At 60.6% G+C, this 20,602-nt stretch carries 17 protein-coding genes and 2 tRNA genes; 18 read left to right on the top strand and 1 reads right to left on the bottom strand.

What is annotated here, in order from left to right:
* Positions 1-134: 134 nt before the first annotated feature.
* The 12 genes from DYI20_RS00685 (at position 135) to DYI20_RS00630 (ending at position 13,024) form a co-directional block, all read left to right on the top strand.
* Positions 135-2,006, top strand: coding sequence for an acetolactate synthase large subunit (locus tag DYI20_RS00685; RefSeq protein WP_122548684.1), 1,872 nt, complete (start codon positions 135-137; stop codon positions 2,004-2,006).
* Positions 2,007-2,009: 3 nt separating this feature from the next.
* The gene (gene ilvN, locus DYI20_RS00680) at positions 2,010-2,525 is read left to right on the top strand and encodes an acetolactate synthase small subunit (protein ID WP_110099732.1); all 516 of its coding nucleotides are present in this window, start codon (positions 2,010-2,012) and stop codon (positions 2,523-2,525) included.
* A complete protein-coding gene (gene ilvC / locus DYI20_RS00675) occupies positions 2,525-3,556 on the top strand; it encodes a ketol-acid reductoisomerase (RefSeq protein WP_110099731.1) in 1,032 nt (343 codons plus the stop codon). Before ilvN ends, ilvC begins: the two co-directional genes overlap by 1 nt.
* A gap of 235 nt (positions 3,557-3,791) precedes the next feature.
* The gene (serA, locus tag DYI20_RS00670; RefSeq protein WP_122548683.1) at positions 3,792-5,387 is read left to right on the top strand and encodes a phosphoglycerate dehydrogenase; all 1,596 of its coding nucleotides are present in this window, start codon (positions 3,792-3,794) and stop codon (positions 5,385-5,387) included.
* Position 5,388: 1 nt separating this feature from the next.
* A complete protein-coding gene (gene metG, locus DYI20_RS00665) occupies positions 5,389-7,008 on the top strand; it encodes a methionine--tRNA ligase (protein WP_122548682.1) in 1,620 nt (539 codons plus the stop codon).
* 10 nt (positions 7,009-7,018) lie between these two features.
* Positions 7,019-8,068 carry a 3-isopropylmalate dehydrogenase gene (locus DYI20_RS00660; RefSeq protein ID WP_122548681.1) on the top strand — a complete coding sequence of 350 codons (1,050 nt, stop codon included), beginning with the start codon at positions 7,019-7,021 and terminating at the stop codon, positions 8,066-8,068.
* A gap of 19 nt (positions 8,069-8,087) precedes the next feature.
* Positions 8,088-9,215, top strand: a complete 1,128-nt coding sequence (locus DYI20_RS00655) for a branched-chain amino acid aminotransferase (RefSeq protein ID WP_110099728.1) — start codon at positions 8,088-8,090, stop codon at positions 9,213-9,215.
* A gap of 26 nt (positions 9,216-9,241) precedes the next feature.
* On the top strand, positions 9,242-10,003 hold the full coding sequence (locus DYI20_RS00650) for a fumarylacetoacetate hydrolase family protein (RefSeq protein WP_110100325.1): 762 nt from the start codon (positions 9,242-9,244) through the stop codon (positions 10,001-10,003).
* Positions 10,004-10,064: 61 nt separating this feature from the next.
* Positions 10,065-11,597 (top strand): glutamate--tRNA ligase, encoded by a 1,533-nt coding sequence (gene gltX, locus DYI20_RS00645; protein WP_110100326.1) that lies wholly within the window; start codon positions 10,065-10,067, stop codon positions 11,595-11,597.
* A 116-nt stretch (positions 11,598-11,713) separates the two neighbouring features.
* Positions 11,714-11,785, top strand: a tRNA-Gln gene (locus DYI20_RS00640).
* A 23-nt stretch (positions 11,786-11,808) separates the two neighbouring features.
* Positions 11,809-11,881: transfer RNA gene (locus DYI20_RS00635), tRNA-Glu, on the top strand.
* Positions 11,882-11,974: 93 nt separating this feature from the next.
* Positions 11,975-13,024 carry a thiamine-phosphate kinase gene (locus DYI20_RS00630; protein ID WP_110100327.1) on the top strand — a complete coding sequence of 350 codons (1,050 nt, stop codon included), beginning with the start codon at positions 11,975-11,977 and terminating at the stop codon, positions 13,022-13,024.
* On the opposite strand, the gene DYI20_RS00625 is transcribed toward DYI20_RS00630, so the two are convergent.
* Positions 13,021-13,758: an IclR family transcriptional regulator gene (locus DYI20_RS00625; protein ID WP_110100328.1), complete on the bottom strand. Its 738-nt coding sequence runs from the start codon at positions 13,756-13,758 to the stop codon at positions 13,021-13,023. The two genes, DYI20_RS00630 and DYI20_RS00625, sit on opposite strands and share 4 nt — an antisense overlap.
* A 157-nt stretch (positions 13,759-13,915) precedes the next feature.
* Between DYI20_RS00625 and leuC the strand changes: the two genes are divergently transcribed.
* The 6 genes from leuC to DYI20_RS00595 all read left to right on the top strand — a co-directional run bounded on the left by leuC (position 13,916) and on the right by DYI20_RS00595 (position 20,547).
* Positions 13,916-15,394, top strand: coding sequence for a 3-isopropylmalate dehydratase large subunit (leuC, locus tag DYI20_RS00620; protein WP_110100329.1), 1,479 nt, complete (start codon positions 13,916-13,918; stop codon positions 15,392-15,394).
* 21 nt (positions 15,395-15,415) lie between these two features.
* Positions 15,416-16,030 carry a 3-isopropylmalate dehydratase small subunit gene (leuD, locus tag DYI20_RS00615; RefSeq protein WP_110100330.1) on the top strand — a complete coding sequence of 205 codons (615 nt, stop codon included), beginning with the start codon at positions 15,416-15,418 and terminating at the stop codon, positions 16,028-16,030.
* A gap of 117 nt (positions 16,031-16,147) precedes the next feature.
* Complete coding sequence (gene murA / locus DYI20_RS00610) at positions 16,148-17,488, top strand: UDP-N-acetylglucosamine 1-carboxyvinyltransferase (protein ID WP_110100331.1); 1,341 nt, start codon at positions 16,148-16,150, stop codon at positions 17,486-17,488.
* Entirely contained in the window at positions 17,485-18,288 is an 804-nt protein-coding gene (locus DYI20_RS00605) for a lysophospholipid acyltransferase family protein (RefSeq protein WP_233242774.1), read from the top strand. Before murA ends, DYI20_RS00605 begins: the two co-directional genes overlap by 4 nt.
* A complete protein-coding gene (locus DYI20_RS00600) occupies positions 18,278-19,345 on the top strand; it encodes an NAD(P)H-dependent glycerol-3-phosphate dehydrogenase (RefSeq protein WP_110100332.1) in 1,068 nt (355 codons plus the stop codon). Before DYI20_RS00605 ends, DYI20_RS00600 begins: the two co-directional genes overlap by 11 nt.
* A complete protein-coding gene (locus tag DYI20_RS00595) occupies positions 19,342-20,547 on the top strand; it encodes a D-alanine--D-alanine ligase family protein (protein ID WP_110100333.1) in 1,206 nt (401 codons plus the stop codon). Before DYI20_RS00600 ends, DYI20_RS00595 begins: the two co-directional genes overlap by 4 nt.
* Positions 20,548-20,602 lie beyond the last annotated feature (55 nt).

The following is a 20,602-nucleotide window of genomic DNA, read 5'->3' as shown; positions in this document are numbered from 1 at the left end:
AGCACCGCCACCATGCGCTGACCCCGTAAGGCCCACACCAGAGCCGGTATCGGGGTTTTTTTATGGCCTTTTGTGCAAACCACAAATGGCGGAATCACGAGTCGAAGACAGAAGAAATGAATGAGGCATAGCTCATGAGTTCTGGAGCGAATATCACCCCGTCGGTGATGCCCCCTCATCCACCAACACGCGGCACGAGAACCACCGCCGGTGGATACGATGACCGAGTCCCCGGAGAGAACCGGCGGATCGAACCCACCACGATGACCGGCGCCGAGGCCATTGTCCGGTCACTGGAAGAACTCGGCGTCACCGATGTCTTTGGTCTACCCGGTGGGGCAGTTCTACCCCTCTATGACCCGCTTTTGGACGCTGAGAAGATTCGCCACATTCTCGTCCGCCACGAACAAGGCGCCGGCCACGCCGCCCAGGGCTACTACTTGGCGACCGGTAAACCCGGGGTTGCTATCGCCACCTCCGGGCCCGGTGCGACCAACCTGGTCACCGCCATCGCCGATGCCCACATGGACTCGGAAGCCGTGGTCTTCATTACCGGACAGGTCGGAGCCCAGTTGATAGGCTCCGACGCTTTCCAGGAAGCCGACATTGTCGGGGTTACCATGCCGATCACTAAGCACTCCCGGCTGGTGACCCGCAGCGAAGACATCCCGCAGGTGCTGGCGGAAGCGTTCTATATCGCCACCTCCGGTCGTCCCGGGCCCGTGTTGGTCGATATCACCAAGAATGCGCAGGAAGGCACCCTGGACTTCGCCTGGCCACCGAAGCCCAATATTCCGGGCTACCGTCCGGTGACCCGTGGCCACTCCCGTCAGGTGCGCGAGGCCGCCAAGCTCATTAACTCCGCGTCCCGTCCGGTGCTCTACGTCGGCGGTGGTGCCGCCCGCGGCGAGGCTCAAAAAGAACTCCTGGAGTTGGTGGAACTCACCGGCGCACCGGTGGTGACCACCTTGAACGCCCGGGGCATGGTTCCCGACTCGCATGAGCAAAACCTGGGCATGCCCGGCATGCACGGCACCGTGGCCGCGGTCACCGCCCTGCAAATGTCGGACCTGCTGATTACGCTAGGCGCCCGATTCGATGACCGGGTGACCGGCAAACTCTCCAGCTTCGCCCCCAAAGCCAAGGTCATTCACGCCGATATCGACCCGGCCGAAATCTCCAAGAACCGTGCGGCCGATGTTCCGATCGTGGGGGATCTCAAAGAGATCCTGCCCGATCTGTACCAGGACGTCACCGCATTGCGTGAGTCCGAGGGCACACCGGACCTCAGCGAATGGTGGACGGTGCTCAATAAGGTACGCAGCACCTACCCGCTGGGTTACCCACCCACCGACGATGGGCTGATGGCCCCGCAGACCGTTATCGAGAAACTCTCCCAGATTGCCGGTCCGGAAGCCGTCTACGTTGCCGGGGTGGGCCAGCACCAAATGTGGGCCTCCCAATTCGTGGCCTACGAACGTCCCCACCAGTGGTTGAACTCCGCCGGACTGGGCACCATGGGCTTTGCCGTCCCAGCCGCCATGGGTGCCAAGGTGGCCCAACCCGAACGGGTGGTGTGGGCTATTGACGGTGACGGATGCTTCCAGATGACCAACCAGGAACTTGCCACCTGCGTGATCAACCAGATCCCGATCAAGATCGCGGTAGTCAATAACTCATCGCTGGGCATGGTCCGCCAGTGGCAGACCTTGTTCTACGACGGCCGGTATTCCAATACCGATCTCAATACCGGAGCCGACACCGTCCGGGTGCCCGACTTCGTGAAGCTCGCCGAGGCCTACGGTGCTACCGGGTTGCGGTGTGAACGCGCCGAGGATTTGGAAGACATCATTAACCAGGCGATGCAGATCAATGACCGCCCGGTCGTGGTGGACTTCGTCGTCTCCCGGGACTCGATGGTCTGGCCGATGGTGCCCGCCGGGGTGTCCAATGACGATATTCAGGTTGCCCGTGATCTGACACCGGAATGGTCAGAGGAGGACTAGACCATGGCACGACACACATTGTCCGTACTCGTTCAAGACGTCCCCGGCGTGCTGACGCGGGTCTCCGGGCTGTTCTCTCGCCGCGCCTTCAACATTGAGTCCCTGGCGGTGGGCAACTGTGAAATCGACGGGCTCTCGCGCATCACGGTGGTGGTCGATGCCGATGGTGATCACCTGGAGCAGGTCACCAAACAGCTCAATAAGCTGATCAACGTCATCAAAATCGTCGAGCTCGATGATGCAGCAGTGCACCGGGACCACATTCTGGTCAAGGTCCGCTCCGATGCCTCCACCCGTGCCTCGGTGGTCCAAGCCGTAGAACTGTTCCGCGCCACCGTGGTGGATGTTTCCACTGATGCGGTGACCGTGGAGGCCACCGGTTCACTACAAAAACTTCACGCCTTATTGGAAGTTCTGGAGCCCTTCGGGATTCGAGAACTAGTCCGTTCCGGCACCATTGCGGTTGGCCGTGGCGGGAAATCCATGACCGATAGAGCCCTGTCTAAAAAAGGAGAATGATGTCCGTTCACAAGTTTTATGACGACGATGCCGATTTGAGCATCATCCAAAACCGCAAAGTGGCCGTGATTGGTTTCGGCTCCCAGGGCCACGCCCATGCCGAATCCCTGCGCGACTCCGGTGTGGATGTCACCATTGGTCTCGCCGAGGGCTCGAAGTCTCGTGCGAAGGCCGAAGCTGCTGGGCTGAAAGTCGCCTCCGTCGCCGATGCCGCCGCTGAGGCTGACGTGATCATGATGCTGGTTCCCGATCAGGTGGCCGCCACCGTTTACGCTGAATCGGTGGAGCCCAACCTGTCGGAGGGTAACGCACTGTTCTTCGCCCACGGGTTCAACATCCGTTTCGATTACATTCAGCCTCCGGCCGGTGTTGATGTGGCCATGGTGGCCCCCAAGGGTCCCGGCCACGTGGTTCGTCGCGAGTTCGAGGCCGGACGCGGTGTGCCTGCCCTGGTGGCTGTAGAGAAGGACGAGACCGGTTCGGCCAAGGACCTGGCCCTGTCCTACGCCAAGGGTATCGGTGCCACCCGCGCTGGCGTGATTGAAACCACCTTCACCGAAGAAACCGAAACCGACCTCTTTGGTGAGCAGGCCGTGCTGTGCGGTGGGGCATCCCACCTGGTCCAGGCCGGTTTCGAGGTGCTCACTGAAGCTGGTTACCAGCCGGAGATCGCCTATTTTGAGGTACTGCACGAGCTGAAGCTGATCGTGGATTTGATGGTCGAAGGTGGTATCTCTAAGCAGCGTTGGTCCATCTCTGACACCGCTGAATTCGGTGACTACATTTCCGGTCCGCGCGTGATCGATGCCCGGGTGAAGGAGAACATGAAGGCTGTGCTGGCCGATATTCAGGACGGCTCCTTCGCCAAGCGCTTCATGGACGATCAGGCTCAGGGCGCCGAAGAGTTCCAGAAACTGCGTGCTGAGGAAGAACAGCACCCGATCGAAACCACCGGTCGTGAACTGCGCAAGATGTTCTCCTGGCTCAAGGACTCTGATGCCGACTACACCGAGGGCACTGCAGCTCGCTAAGCGCTCGCACAGCTCACCCGAGACTGAACCCCACCGCAAGGTGCGTGATCGATGATCACCGCCTGCGGTGGGGTTCCGATCTTTCCCGCTTCGCACAGTCTCCCAGCCCTCGCTCGCGTCGTAGACTAGGTGAGGTGTCAGTGTTGGCGGGCCACATGGTCCGCTCATCAACACCGGTGACTGATGCACCAATAAGTGAACCACCCCTTGAGATGATGAAAGCGTGTCCAGAACCGTGACAAAACCTGTCGTGTTGATTGCCGAAGAGCTCTCCCCGGCCACCATGGACGTCTTGGGAGGTGACTTCGATGTTCGCCACACCGACGGGTCGGACCGCGAACAACTCCTCCAAGCCCTGCCCGAGGCCAACGCCGTCCTGATTCGCTCCGCGACCACCATGGATGCCGAAGCCATCGCCGCGGCCCCCAAACTGAAAATTATTGCCCGCGCTGGTGTGGGGCTGGACAACGTTGACACCCAAGCGGCCACCGACGCCGGGGTGATGGTGGTCAATGCCCCGACCTCGAACATCATCTCTGCGGCCGAGCTGACCTGTGCACATATCCTGGCTTCGGCTCGGAACCTGGCTGAAGGTAACGCCACCCTGAAAGCGGGGGAGTGGAAGCGCTCGAAACTCAAGGGCACTGAACTGTATGAAAAGACCCTGGGCATCGTCGGTTTAGGACGTATCGGATCGCTGGTGGCCGAGCGAATGCAGGCTTTCGGCATGAACATCGTCGCCTACGACCCCTACGTCACCGCCGCACGCGCTCAGTCCATCGGCGCGAAACTCCTCAGCCTCGAGGAAGTTCTCCAAGCCTCCGACTTTGTCACCATCCACATGCCACGCACTCCCGAAACCATGGGCATGATCTCCGACGAGCAGTTCGCGCTCATGAAGGACACCGCCTACGTCATCAACGTGGCACGTGGCGGTCTGGTGGATGAGGACGCTCTGACCCGCGCCTTGGAATCCGGGGCTATCGCTGGAGCCGGCATCGACGTCTACGTCAACGAACCCGCCAAGGACCTGGGCTTCTTCTCATCACCGAAGGCCACCGTCACCCCGCACCTGGGTGCTTCGACTATTGAGGCCCAGGAAAAGGCCGGAGTCGCTGTGGCGAAGTCGGTGCGGTTGGCCATGGCCGGAGAGCTGGTGCCCGATGCCGTTAACGTCGCCGGGGGAGCGATTGATCCCTACGTGCGCCCGGGCATTCCGCTAACCGAAAAGCTGGGACGGATCCTGACCGCGCTGATGCGCAACCAGTCGCTGACCGCCGTGGAGGTCCATGTTGCCGGGGAACTGGCCGAGATGAACGTGGACTCGCTGAAATTGGCTGCCCTGAAGGGCGTGTTTACCGATGTGGTCTCCACTCAGGTCTCCTACGTCAATGCCCCGGTGATGGCCGAAAACCGCGGTGTCGAGGTGCGTTTGACCACCTCCCCGGAATCCCCGTCCTACCGTAATACCGTCACGGTGCGCGGAGCGGCCGCTAACGGTGAGCAGTATTCGGTTACCGGTACCCTGACCGGCCCCAAGCAGGTCCAAAAACTGGTCGGCATCGATGACTTTGAATTTGAGGTGGTCTTGGCTGACCACCTGCTGGTGTTGCAGTATCAGGATCGACCCGGGGTGATTGGTGTCATTGGTCAGACCCTGGGCGATCAGCACGTCAACATTGCTGCCATGGACGTCAGCCCCGATGGTGACAATGACACCGCCTTGGCCGTGGTCACCCTGGATGCCGCTCTGGCGGAGGGCACGTTGATCACCATCAGCGACACCATCGGTGCGGAACGTTCCTGCGAACTCAACTTGGAAGAACGCTGATATGAAATACTACTTGACCACCGCGATTGCCTACCCGAACGGCGACCCACACATCGGTCACGCCTATGAGTACATTGGCGCTGATGCCATGGCACGGTTCGCCCGCCTTGATGGGCGCGATGTGCGCTTTTTGACCGGCACCGATGAACACGGTCAGAAAATGCAACAAACCGCCCAGAAGCTGGGCATCACCGCCGCTGAACTCGCCTCCCGCAATTCAGCCCGGTTCAAGGACATGGACGACACGGTGCTGAAGGTGTCCTACGACCGGTTCATCCAAACCACCGACACCGATCACCGGGTGGCTGCTCGAGAGCTCTGGCAGCGGATGAGCGACAACGGTGATATTTACCTGGATAAGTACTCCGGGTGGTACTCGGTGCGTGATGAACGGTTCTTTACCGAAGACGAAACCGAGCTGGCCGACGACGGCACCCGCATCGCCACCGAAACCGGTACTGAGGTGACCTGGACTGAAGAAGAATCCTATTTCTTCCGGCTCTCGGCCTACCAGGACCGTTTGTTGGCACACTACGATGCACACCCTGAGTTCATCGCACCGGCCTCTCGTGCCAACGAAATCCGCCGCTTTGTCGAATCTGGTCTGCAAGATCTCTCCATCTCGCGTACCAGCTTCGACTGGGGCATTGACGTCCCAGAGCCCAGCGAAAAAGCCCTGGCCGCCGACCCTGGACTGGTCACCGACCAGAAACACGTGATGTATGTGTGGGTCGATGCCCTCGCCAACTACCTCACCGGTGCAGGTTTCCCCCACGATGATGAGATGTTTGGCTACTGGCCGGCTGATCTACACGTGATCGGTAAAGACATCTCCCGGTTCCACTGCGTGTTCTGGCCGGCGTTTTTGATGTCGGCAGGCATTGAGCTCCCGCAGCGAGTCATCATCCACGGATTTTTGACCAATGACGGCGAAAAGATGTCCAAGTCCTTGGGCAACGTGGTTGCCCCGGCCGACTGGGTCGAGCACTACGGGCTGGATACGGTGCGCTACTTCCTACTACGCGAATTCAGCTTCGGTGCTGATGGGTCCTACACCCACCAGGCTGTGGTCGCCCGCAAGAACGCCGACTTGGCCAATAACCTGGGTAACCTGGCCCAACGATCGCTGTCAATGGTGTTCAAAAACTGCGACGCCCAGATTCCAGCACCCGGCGGTGACCTCACGGACGCCGACCGGGCGCTACTGGACCACGCACAGCCGCTGTTAAAGATCAACCAGGACCACTACTACCGGCAAGAGTTCAACCGTGCCCTGGCCGAAACCTGGCGTGTGCTCGATGAAGCCAACACCTATTTCGCCGACCAGGCACCCTGGGTGTTGCGCAAAGCAGACCCCGAGCGGATGAAGACCGTCCTGTGGGTGACGTTGGAAGTCGTGCGTCAGGTCGCGTTGCTGATCCAACCGGTCATGTCGGACTCTGCTACTCAGCTGTTGAGCCTGTTGGGTGTGCCTGCCGAGGGCGATGCCGGAGCAACCCTGGTCTCCGGGCACGGCCCGCGGTCCTTCGCGGCCTGGGATGAAAAGCTTACGCCCGGAACTGAGATTCCCAAGCCGGTCGGGGTGTTCCCGCGGCACGACGACACCGACGATCAGCAGTAGGGGGCCGGTGATGACAACCATCCCCGCATTGGATCTTGCGGTGATACCCGGCGACGGGATCGGCCCGGAAGTTACCGCTGAAGCGGTCAAGGTGCTCAAGGCGGTCTCTCAGACCCCGGTGACCACCACCGAGTATCTGCTGGGTGCCGAGCACTATCTGGCCACCGGTGAGACCCTAACCGATGAGACACTGGAGGCTATCCGTGGCCACCAGGCCATCTTGTTCGGTGCCATCGGCTCCCACCCGGGCGACACCCGGATTCCTTCGGGCATCCTGGAACGCGAGATCATCCTGAGACTGCGGTTCAGCCTGGACCACGGGGTGAACTTCCGCCCCGCTCAGCTCTACCCGGGAGTCCGCTCCCCGTTGGCTGACCCCGGCGATATCGACTTCGTGGTCTTCCGCGAAGGCACCGAAGGGCTCTACCTGGGACAGGGTGGTCGGTTGCGGGCGGGCACCGACCACGAGGTGGCCACCGAGGTTTCGGTCAATACCCGGTTCTCGGTAGAGCGAGTGGTGCGCGCAGCCTTTACCTATGCCGCCGAACACCGTGAGCGCAAACACCTCACCCTCGTGCACAAACACAACGTGTTGGTTCACGCTGGTCGGCTCTACCAGGACACGGTGAATCAAGTGGCCGAAGAATTTCCGCAGGTCACCCACGATTATCTGCACGTCGATGCGGCGACCATCTTTCTGACCACCGATCCGTCCCGGTTTGATGTGATTGTGACTGATAACATGTTTGGTGACATCATCACTGATCAGGCCGCCGCAATCACCGGCGGGATCGGTTTGGCGGCATCGGGGAATCTCTCCGATACCGCACCGTCGATGTTCGAACCGGTTCATGGATCCGCCCCGGATATTGCGGGCCAGGGTCGTGCCGACCCGACCGCAGCGATCCTTTCGGCAGCCATCCTGCTCGAACACCACGGTCAGCCCGAGGCCGCACGGGCAATCCGCACGGCAGTCAGCCGCGATGTGGCCAATCGCCGTCCCCGGACGACCGAGCAGATCGGCGATGACATCATCGCCGCCCTGCCAGAAACGAAGTGAAAGGTCGTTGATTTTCCCCATGGAATTTGAACTTCACCCCCATCCGGCACCCGTCAGCGCTGACGAACGTGCCCAGATTCTGAAAGATCCCGGCTTCGGTAGCTACTTCACCGACCACATGGCCACCATTGAGTGGAAAGCCGACGTGAGTGCCCAACGGGAAGCCGCGGCTGCCGGAAACTTCTTGGACATGAAAGGCACCTGGTCCTCGGCCCGGATCGAGCCCTTCGGCCCCATCACGCTTTCACCGGCGGCCGGTGTGTTGCACTACGCCCAGGAAGTTTTCGAAGGCATCAAGGCCTACCGCCACCAAGACGGCTCCATCTGGACGTTCCGGCCCTTCGAAAATGCGCGTCGGTTGAACCGGTCCGCACGCCGTTTGGCGTTGCCGCAATTAGACGAAGAAGCGTTCGTGAAAGCCATCCAGTTGCTGGTCGAACAAGACCAGGACTGGGTCCCGGACGGCGACGGTCAATCACTCTATATCCGCCCCTTCATGATCGGCACCGAAGCCTTCCTGGGGGTGCGCCCAGCCCGCGCGGTCTCCTTCCACGTGATCGCTTCCCCGGCCGGTAACTATTTCGGTGGCGAGCTCAAGCCAGTCTCGATTATGGTCTCCCGCCAGTACGCCCGCTCGGGCCCCGGCGGTACCGGTGAAGCCAAGTGCGGTGGAAACTACGCTGCCTCCCTGGCCCCGCAACTCGAGGCCGATGCTCAGGGATATAACCAGGTATTGTTCTTGGACCCCACCCACGACAACGCTGTTGAAGAGCTCGGCGGCATGAACGTGATGTTCGTGACCGACGACAACCGCCTGATCACCCCGCAGCTGACCGGTACCATCCTGGAAGGTGTGACCCGCAAGTCCATCCTGCAGCTGGCCGAAGATCAGGGTATGACCGTCGAAGAACGTCGTATCACCCTGGATGAGTGGGACCGTGGCGTGGCTGATGGGACCATTACGGAGGTCTTTGCCTGCGGTACCGCCGCGGTGATCACCCCGATCGGTACACTTCGCGACGGCGACCGGGTGATTGATTCCTCCCACTCGGACTTTGCGGTCACCAACCGGTTGCGTCAGACCCTGCTGGATCTGCAAACCGGTGCCAGTGACGACCCCTATGGCTGGCTCTACCGCCTGGCCTAATCAGATCGAGAGGACACTTGTCATCCATGCGGATAGCTCGAGCTGTCATCGACGACCAGCCCACCTTCGGGCTGGTTGACGACGCGACGTTCACCGAAATCCACGGCGACCCCTTCTATCAGGGCATCCAGCCGACCTCGACCACCCACCAGGTGGCCGATATCCGGCTGGTGGCCCCGATCATCCCGCGCTCGAAAATCATCGGGGTGGGCCGAAACTATCTCGACCACGCCCACGAACTGGGCAACGAGGTACCCACCGTCCCGATGCTGTTTTTCAAGCCCAACACCACCGTGGTGGGTCCCGGCGACCCGGTGACCTTGCCGTCGTGGAGTGAAGAGGTCTCCTACGAAGCCGAACTGGCCGTAGTGATTGGTCGGATCTGCAAAGAGGTGCCGGTGGAGAAGGTCCCCGAGGTGGTCTTCGGCTACACGGTCGCCAATGACCTCACCGCACGGGATATCCAGCGCGCTGAAAACCAGTGGGCCCGGGCTAAAGGCTTCGACGGCTCCTGCCCACTGGGCCCGTGGATTGAAACCGAGCTGGATGTAGAAGACGCTGAAGTTCGCTCGTCGGTCAACGGTGAGGTGCGCCAGGAAGGCAATACCTCCCAGATGGTCTTCGGTGTTGCTGATCTGGTTGCCGAGATCTCCCGGGCGTTTACGTTATTGCCCGGGGACGTGATCCTGACCGGTACCCCGGCCGGGGTCGGCACCATCGAGGACGGAGACCGCGTGGAGTGCGAGGTTGAGGGCATCGGCACCTTGACCACGCTCATCCGGCGCTAAAGCGTTCAGAACCGCACGTGCTCGGCACCAACCACACCATCAGTGGCGTAGGGTGGAGATTATGACCAGTTTTGACGATATTCCTGCAGTTGATGCTTCGACCCCGGTGCGCGTGCGGTTCTGTCCTTCACCGACCGGAACGCCACACGTCGGTTTGATCCGCACCGCCCTGTTCAACTGGGGGTGGGCCCGCCACACCGGTGGCACGCTGGTCTTTCGCATCGAAGACACCGACGCCAAGCGTGACTCCGAAGAGTCCTACCAACAACTGCTGGACGCGATGCGCTGGCTGGGGATCGACTGGGACGAAGGCGTGGAAGTTGGCGGCCCGCACGAGCCCTACCGTCAATCCCAGCGAGGCGAGATCTACCAGGATGTGATCAACAAGCTGGTGGAATCCGGGCACGTCTATGAGTCCTTCTCGAACGCTGAGGAAATCAAAGCCCGTCACCAAGCCGCCGGTCGCGACCCGCAATTGGGCTATGACAACTACGACCGGAACCTTACCGCAGCACAAAAGCAGGCTTTCCGGGATGAAGGCCGTGAGCCGGTGTTGCGGTTGAAGATGCCGGATGAAGACATCAGCTTCACTGATGCGGTCCGTGGGGAGATCAGCTTCAAAGCCGGTTCGGTACCGGACTTCGTCGTGGTACGTGCCGACGGCTCCCCGCTATACACGCTGGTCAACCCGGTCGATGATGCGCTGATGGGCATCACCCACGTATTGCGCGGGGAAGACCTGTTGTCTTCCACCCCACGCCAGATTGCGCTGTATCAGGCGCTGTACGAGATCGGTGTCGCCACGCACATGCCGGTTTTCGGCCACCTACCCTATGTGATGGGAACCGGCAATAAAAAGCTGTCCAAACGCGACCCAGAATCCAATGTGTTCCTGCACCGGGACCGCGGTTTTATCCGCGAAGGTCTGCTGAACTACCTGGGCCTGCTGGGCTGGTCGCTATCGGCCGATGAGGATATCTTCACACCCGAACAGTTCGTCGAACACTTCGATATCCACGACGTGTTGGCTAATCCGGCACGCTTCGATGAGAAGAAAGCCATTGCCATCAACGGCACCCACATCCGCATGCTGGAGCCCGAGGACTTCCGCGATCGGATGATCCCGTACCTGCAGGCCCAGCAACTCATCGCAGACAACCCCACCGAACGCGAGCTGGAAATTCTCACTCAGGCAGCACCGTTGGTGCAAGAACGTACCCAGTTGCTGGCCGATGCTGCCGAGATGATGGCCTTCCTCTATCTGGACGATGACCAGATCGAAACCGAACAACAGGCGCTGAAAGGCATGCCCGAAGACCTGGCTTCCGCTCTGGAAGCCGCCTATCGTGCCCTGGAGGCCATCGACCCCGAGCAGTTCACCACCGAGGCCATCGAACCAGCTCTGCGCGTGGCGTTGATCGATGGGCTGGGGCTGAAACCGCGTCAAGCATTCGGCCCGGTGCGCAGTGCGGTGTCAGGGCGCAAGGTATCACCGCCGCTATTTGAGTCGCTGGAGATTCTCGGTCAAGACGCCACCCTGGCTCGCATCCGGCGTTTCGCTGAGGAACAGGATGCCACCTTCCCGGTCACCTAAATTCAGGTGGTGAGCATCACGACGCAGATGCTCACCCTGGATTTGATATCTGGGAAAATCATCGGGTAGAGTGACTACTCGTGTTCGGCAGAGATGCCGGCAACACAACTCAATAGTGGGGTATGGTGTAATTGGCAACACAACGGTTTCTGGTACCGTCATTCTAGGTTCGAGTCCTGGTACCCCAGCTGAACCCGTCTCGACGGGTTTTGGCCCCATCGTATAGCGGCCTAGTACGCCGCCCTCTCACGGCGGTAACGCGGGTTCGAATCCCGCTGGGGTCACAGTCGAGGAACCTCCGGTGGCACCACCGGAGGTTTTTTCGTTCTCGCCATGTGCAGCTCGACCGATGACCGGCTGACGCGCGAAAGGCCACGATGACCATAGCAGATATCGGTGAAGATGGCATTCTCGACATTCTTCACGCTCGATTCTTTACCAGCTGGGCCGAGGACGAGGTCGGCCCCGGCGATGACGCGGCCGTGATTCACCTTGGTCACCACACGGCACCAGGCGCGGGCCCAGCCCGGATGGTGGTCTGCGCTGACACCATGAACCAGGACCGCAGTTTCCGACTATCGTGGCCCCGTGGGGTCGAGGACAACGGATACTCCACCGGTTGGAAACTGGTCGCCCAGAATCTTTCTGATCTCAACGCCATGGGAGCAATCCCCACCCACCTGGTTATTTCCCTGGCACTGCCCGGATGGCTTCGGGTCCAATGGGTGGAGCAGTTTGCCACCGGAGTGATGGCCAGCCTGCATTATTTGGGGGTGCCGGGAGTCAAAGTCGCCGGGGGAGATTTGACCGCAGGCGCCGAAATTTCAGCCTCGCTCACCGCCCTTGGGGTGCTGGCCACCGAGGCCGTGACACAACGGTCCATTCGCGCTAACCCCACAGTAGCCAGTTCCTACCGGCTGATTCATCGTGGCCACCCCGGCTGGGCAGCTGCTGGGCTGGAGGTCTTGGAGTCCACCACCGAGCTCCCACGGGCACTGTCTCGTGATGCCGCCCGGGCAGTGCGGGCCCAACTCCGGCCCCGTCCGGAGCTGGCCGTGGGACCGGCCGTGGCCCGGCAGGTGGTAGCGATGATGGATGTCTCCGACGGGATCGGTCGCGATGCGCACCGTTTGGCGAAAGCCAACCGGGCGAGGGTACGCGTTGACCCGACATGGGTGCGTCACCGAGCCACCGAGCTGGCGCCGTTGGCACAAGCCCTGACCGGTGAGACCGCGACGGCCGAGCAGTGGGTCCACGGTGGGGGAGAAGACTACGGGTTGCTGGCCGTGATCGGTGAGTACGACCCGATTCCCGACGGCTTCGAAGTCATCGGCACCCTGAGCCCGGCCACCACCGTCGACGGCGAGAGCTGGGCGGCAGCGGAACAGGACCAGGGTCCCGGCTGGGATCATTTCCGGACCAGCTAGGCAGAATAATTCTGGTAGAGGTCAGAGATTCGGTGAGCGGCGGCCACTACCGAGGTGGCGTGTAATTTCCCCGGATGGCGAGTGATGCGATCGACCGGTCCAGACATTGACACAGCAGCCACCACCTTGCCATTGGCCGCCCGAATCGGAGCCGACACCGAACCGAGGCCGTCTTCGCGTTCTGCCACGGTTTGGGCCCACCCCTGGCGGCGCACTTGAGCCAAGGTGCTCGCTGAAAAAACAGCGCCATCCAGACCGGAAACCATTTCATCGTGGTCTTCCCAGGCTAAAAACACCTGAGCTGCCGAGCCGGCCTTCATGGAGAAACGGGAACCGATCGGAATGGTGTCCCGGAACCCGACAGGGCGCTCGGCCGTGGCCACGCACAACCGTAAGTCTCCTTGACGCCGGTACACCTGCGTGGATTCTCCGGTCATCTCGGCCAACCAGCGCAGTGTGTCGGGCGCAACCACAGCCAGAGGATCATCGCCACCCATTGCTGCTGCTAACTCGCCAATCCGGTGGCCCAGCACATAGCGAGAACGCTCGTCCTTGGTGAGCAGGCGATGATGGATCAGCGCGGCAGCAATGCGGTGCAATGTCGGGCGGGGAATACCGGTGGCAGCGACCAGCGTGGTCAGGTCAGCCGGGCCAGATTCCAAAGCTGCCATGATCGTCATCGCTTTGTCGATGACGCCAACTCCCGACGGGGGGATCTCAGATTTATCGCTCATCACGACAGATTCTACGGGCACCTCGGTGTGTATCTCAATAAATGAGATGGGAACGTGGAGAGGTTGGAATTTCTCGCCGGTGGTGCCAGTCTGAGGGCAAGTTATCGGTGGTCATCGCCAGTCGCGATTCACCTCGAGCATCAAGGAGCAGGGAACCATGACCGAGAACGCGCCTCGGACGTTAGCGGAGAAGGTCTGGCAGGACCATGTGGTCGTGCCCGGCGAAACGCAGGGCGATGTGCAGACCCCGGACCTGCTTTATATCGACCTCCACATGATTCATGAGGTCACCTCCCCACAGGCCTTCGAAGGGTTGCGCATGGCCAACCGCGCGGTGCGCCGGCCCGATCTGACTATTGGCACCGAAGATCACAATGTGCCCACCCGGGATATCAACGCCATGATCCAGGAGCCCACCTCCCGGCTTCAGGTCAGTACCCTGCGTGATAATGTGCAGGATTTCGGCATCCGTTTGCACTCGCTGGGGGATGACGACCAAGGCATTGTTCACGTGGTGGGACCCCAGCTGGGCTTGACCCAGCCGGGTATGACGGTGGTGTGTGGTGACTCCCACACCTCGACCCACGGTGCGATGGGGGCGCTGGCTTTTGGTATCGGCACCTCGGAGGTCGAACACGTCATGGCCACCCAGACCCTGTCAATGCAACCATTTAAAACCATGGCCATCAATGTTGAAGGCACCTTGCGGCCCGGGGTGTCCTCCAAAGACATTATTCTGGCGGTCATCGCCAAGATCGGCACCGGAGGGGGAGCCGGGTATGTGCTGGAATACCGCGGATCGGCCATTCGGTCGCTATCCATGGAAGCCCGGATGACCATCTGCAACATGTCCATCGAGGCCGGAGCCCGAGCCGGGATGATCGCCCCCGATGAGACCACTTTCAGGTATCTCAAGGGTCGTCCACACGCTCCGCAGGGGCACCAGTGGGATGAGGCGATGGCCTATTGGCAGACATTGCACACCGATGAGGGGGCCGTCTTCGATCGGGAGGTCTTCATTGACGCCCATGAACTCGAGCCCTTCGTGACGTGGGGGACCAATCCGGGACAGGGCGTGCCATTGAACGCTGAGGTGCCCGATCCCGACTCCTTTGATGACCCGGTCGAGCATGACTCGGCGGTTCGGGCCTTGGAATACATGGACCTCACCCCGGGCACGAAGATGAAGGACATCGCCGTTGACACCGTGTTCCTCGGGTCCTGCACCAATGCCCGAATTGAAGATTTGCGTGCAGCGGCCCAGATCATCCAGGGACAGCGCAAAGCCGAGAACGTCACGATGCTGGTGGTACCCGGCTCGATGCAGGTCCGCCTGCAAGCCGAAGCCGAAGGATTGGACCAGATCTTCCGAGATTTCGGAGCCGAATGGCGATTTGCTGGATGCTCGATGTGTTTGGGGATGAACCCTGACCAGCTTGCCCCCGGAGAACGTTGCGCTTCAACCTCGAATCGCAACTTTGAGGGGAGACAAGGTCGGGGCGGACGCACGCACCTGGTGTCTCCGGTGGTGGCCGCTGCCACCGCAGTGCGTGGCACCTTGTCATCACCGGCAGATTTAGGACTGGCCCCGCCCGTGATGGCTACCACACCGGCCGGCGAGACCGCGGCTGAATAGCGGGAACAGAGAGGACAGCTCATGGAAAAGTTTGTGACCCACACCGGGGTCGGCGTGCCGCTGAAGGCCTCCAACGTCGATACCGATCAAATCCTGCCGGCCATGTATCTGAAACGAATCAGTAAGACCGGTTTCGACGACGCGCTGTTTGAACGGTGGCGCCAGGACGAGGACTTCGTACTCAACCAGCCTGCCTACAGCCACGGCAGTGTGCTGGTGGCCGGACCGGATTTCGGGACCGGTTCCTCCCGCGAGCACGCCGTCTGGGCACTGCGGGACTACGGATTTAAAGTGATCCTCTCGGCGCGTTTCGGCGATATTTTCCGCTCCAACGCCGGCAAACAAGGTCTGGTGGCTGGTGTTGTGAACCACAGTGATGTTGAGTTGATCTGGAAAGAGCTGGAGAATCATCCGGGCACTGCCGTCAGCGTGGATTTGGCACACCGGGTGGTCTCTTGCGGGGGGCTAACGACACACTTCGACATAGACGACTACACGCGGTGGAGGCTCATGGAGGGGCTGGACGACATTGGCATTACTCTGCGCCACGAAAAGGCTATCGCCGATTTTGAAAAACGTCGCCCCGGGTTTAAACCCACCACGCTCCCGGCGAAGCGCTCATCGTTTCGGTCATGATCACTTAGACTAGTTTTCGGACCACATAACAGTTTTTCCCATACAAGCCATGGTGACGTCCCGCCGTCACGATGACAGGTGGCCGCAGCGGTGGGATCTTGGAGGATTTAGACGTAGATGTCGAAGCTACTAACAATCAATGGGGGCAAGCCCCTGACAGGAACAGTTTCGGTACGCGGTGCAAAGAACCTGGTGCCCAAAGCCATGGTCGCTGCACTGTTGGGGTCTAAACCATCCATTATCCGCAACGTCCCGGAAATTAAGGACGTCGAGATCGTGATCGGGCTGTTGAAGCTCCATGGTGTTGTCGTGGAGTGGAATAAAGAGTCCGGCGAAGTCTACCTCAACCCCTCTGATACCACCACCGCAGCCAATTCGGAGATCGATGCGTTCGCCGGTGATTCCCGGATTCCGATCCTATTCTGCGGCCCCTTGATGCACTCGGTCGGTGAAGCCTTTATCCCGGATCTGGGCGGGTGCCAGATCGGTGATCGTCCCATTGACTTTCATCTCACCGTGCTACGGAGTTTCGGCGCCGTGGTGGATAAATTACCCTCGGGTATTCATATCCGGGCCCCCAAAGGCCTCAAAGGCGCCAAGCTGGAACTGCCGTACCCCTCAGTCGGAGCCACCGAGCAGGTATTGCTCACCGCGGTGAAAGCTGAAGGGATCACCGAGCTCAAGGGCGCTGCCGTGGAACCAGAGATTCACGATCTGATTCACGTCCTACAGAAGATGGGCGCGATTATTACCGTCCAAACCGACCGCACCATCCGGATTGAAGGGGTTTCGGAACTGGGCGGTTATAACCACTTTGCCATCTATGACCGCAATGAGGCCGCTTCCTGGGCCTCGGCTGCCCTGGTGACCACCGGCGACATTTTCGTCGAAGGCGCCATGCAACGCGATTTGACCGCGTTCTTGAACGTCTACCGCAAAATCGGAGGTGAATTTGAGGTCAGCGACACCGGCATTCGGTTTTGGCGCAACGGCGGAGATCTCAAGCCGTTGGTGCTGGAAACCGATGTGCACCCAGGGTTTATGACCGACTGGCAACAACCTTTGGTCGTGGCCCTGACCCAAGCCTCCGGCGTGTCCATTGTGCACGAGACCGTCTACGAAAACCGTTTCGGATTCACTGACGCGCTGGTGCGGATGGGCGCCTCGATTCAGTTGCACCGAGAGTGCTTGGGTTCAGTGCCCTGCCGTTTCGGGCAACGCAACTTCTTACACTCTGCGGTGATCTCGGGCCCCACCCAGTTGCACGGTGCGAAGTTCGATATTCCAGATCTCCGTGGCGGATTCTCTCACCTGCTCGCCGCCCTCGCAGCCCAGGGCACCTCGCAGGCCACCGGGCTAGAAATCATCAACCGCGGTTATGAGAAATTCATGACCAAGTTGGATGGTCTCGGCGCCGATGTTGAGTTGTCGAGCACGGAAGACCGAGTCTCAGCGTGAGTGAACCGTTTGCAGAGCGGCTACAGTTCGCCGTGGCCGCCAATATCGTGCGCCCGCTGGTGAATATGGCCTACGGCAAGAAATGGACCGGGACCGATAACCTTCCGGATGGTGGCTGTATTGTCGTCGCCAACCATATCTCGCAGATTGACCCGGTGGCCCTGGGGCACATGCTGTATAACCACGGCAAGCTACCGCACTTCATGGCCAAGAAAGAACTGTTTGGGATCCCTGGGCTGAAAACTGCGCTGAATGGGTTGAAACAGATTCCGGTCGACCGCGGTGGTCGCGGGCAAGAATCTCTGCGGGTGGCGTCCGAAGTCATTGGCGAAGGGGGCGTGGTGATCATCTATCCCGAGGGGACGATTACCACGGACCCGGATTATTGGCCGATGCAGGGCAAAACCGGGGTGGCACGTTTGGCGTTGAAGACCGGTGCTCCGGTGGTGCCGGTGGGTCAATGGGGACTGCACAGGATGTTGCCGAAACGGGCCACCAAGCCGAAAATGTGGCCGCGCACCATCCACCAGATCAACGTCGGAAAACCCCTGGACCTCTCCGACCTGCGCGATACGACACTGAATAGCACTGTGTTGCATGACACCACCTGGCGGATGATGACGGCCGTGACCGACCTGGTCGCGCCACTTCGCGGGAAGAACCCGCCGACAAACCAGCTGTGGAACCCCTCCAGGCAACGCTATGAAGGTCCGGATCAGGCGCTCAAGCACGCGCGAGCACCGCGCCCCAGGAACGGACCGGCACCGCAGCACTCAGAAAGGCGAACCGATGACGGCTGATACCGCACGTTTGCACCCCCTTCGGTCCACCCAGGCAGTCACGGTTGCCATTTTGGGCTCAGGCTCGTGGGGGACAACCTTTGCGAAAGTTCTCGCCGATGCTGCCGAAGAGCGGGGTGAAGAGGTTACCGTCCGGCTCTGGGCGCGTCGTCAGGAAGTCGCCGACGATATCAACCTCTCCCACCGCAATAGCCAATACCTCTCCGATATTGTGCTTCCTGCATCCATTACCGCCACCACCGACGCCGTCGAGGCAGTCAGGACCGCCGACCTGGTGGTCCTAGCTGTTCCGGCGCAGCAGGTGCGCGGTGTGCTTTCTGACCTCACCGAGAACATCGGGTCCGAGACCGTGATCGTCTCTTTGGTCAAGGGCCTGGAACGGGATAGCCAATCGTCGATGTGGGAACTGTGTCAGTCCGAACTACAGCTTGGACCCGAACGCTTTGTCGTGGTCTCCGGCCCGAACCTGGCTATGGAAATCGCCCATGAAGAACCCACCGCCACCGTGGTGGCCTGTCGTGAAGAATCGGTCGCCGACTGGGTGGTGGCGTTGTGTAATTCCAAATACTTCCGGCCCTATCGCAATACTGACGTCACCGGTGTCGAAATTGGTGGCGTGGTCAAAAATATTATCGCCCTGGCGGTGGGGCTCTGCGATGGCCAGGGGCTGGGAGATAACTCCAAAGCATCCATTATTACGCGCGGACTGACCGAAACCACCCGCCTGGCCACTGCCGTAGGGGGCAACCCCGATACCCTGGCCGGACTGGCCGGGCTCGGTGACCTGGTGGCCACCTGTGCCTCACCGTTGTCCCGCAACCGCACCGCCGGACGACTCTACGGGCAAGGGCTGTCGACCCAAGAAGTCATCGACCGGATGGAGCAAACCGCCGAATCGGTGAAATCCGTGTCTGCGGTGGTGGCCCTGGCCCACTCAGCCGGGGTGGAAATGCCGATTTCTGAGGCGATGAACGCTGTGGTCAACGGCCAGATCAGCATTTCCGATATTTCAACATTACTGCTGGGACGAGATTTGAAACCGGAGGCGCGGTTATGAGCACACCACTGCCTGTCGACACCGCACAGTATTCCACCGGGGAACAACCCCTCAACGTGCTGGTGCTCTTTGGTGGTATTTCACCAGAACATCCGGTCTCCATCGTTTCTGCAGTCGGGGTGCTCAATGCTATGGATCCGCAGAAGTTCCGCCCCATCCCGGTCGGGATCACCTCCCAGGGCTACTGGAATCGACTAGGGACCGCCCACCAGCACGGTGCCCCCTGGAGTGTGGGGACATTAGTCAACGACGACAGCGATGAGACCTCTGCCGGCCAATCGGCCCTGGGCTCCCGGTTGCCTCGGGTGCCCGAACCCGATCAGCCGGTGCACCTGGTGGCCGGGGATCCGGTTACCTTGCGCAACGACGACGGCGAGGTGCTGGAACACGTCGATATTGTCTTCCCGCTGTTGCACGGACCCGGGGGAGAGGACGGTAGCCTGCAGGGCTACTGTGAGACTGTCGGGGTGCCCTATGTCGGTACCGGCGTGTTGTCTTCGGCGGTGGGTATGGATAAGCACTTCATGAAGATTGCCTTCGTTCATGCCGGGTTGGACGTCGGTGACTGGGTCACTATCACCGAACGCCAATGGCAGACCGAGCGTGAGGCGGTGCTACAACGAGTGGGTCGGCTCCCGCTACCGGTATTCGTCAAACCCGCCCGCGGTGGTTCCTCGCTGGGGATTTCCCGCGTGGACGCACCCGAGCAGCTGGAACCAGCAATCCAACAGGCTCGCACCTTTGACACCAAGGTACTGGTCGAGGTTGGCATCGACGGTCGCGAAATCGAATGCGCGGTGCTGGATCTGGGGCCAGACAAAGGATCAATTGCCTCCTATCCCGGCGAAATCTCAGTGGTGGGCGATGACGAACACCTGCCGTTTTATGATTTCTCCGCCAAATACCAAGACCAATCCGCCGCGCAACTGCAGTGTCCGGCCGACCTCAGCGATGAGGCTATCCGCGAGATCCGTCAGCTTGCGGTGCGCGGTTTTGATGCCGTCGATGCCCGCGGGCTCTCCCGGGTGGATTTCTTCTACACCCACGACGGGCACTTTGTGATCAACGAGATCAACACCATGCCCGGTTTCACTCCCATCTCGATGTATCCGCAAATGTGGGAACACTCGGGAGTGAACTACTCCAGCCTGATCGAGCACCTGATCACCCACGGCCTGAACCTTGGACGCCGCGGTCACTGACGGCGCAGGGCTAGGCAGGAAGGGGACGAACACCGTCGGCACTGGTGGCCGCTAC

Source organism: Auritidibacter ignavus, assembly GCF_003703835.1.
GTDB classification, from domain to species: Bacteria; Actinomycetota; Actinomycetes; order Actinomycetales; family Micrococcaceae; genus Auritidibacter; species Auritidibacter ignavus.
The sequence above is the reverse complement of the archived record's forward strand: the minus strand, read 5'-3'. Positions and strand labels throughout refer to the sequence as shown.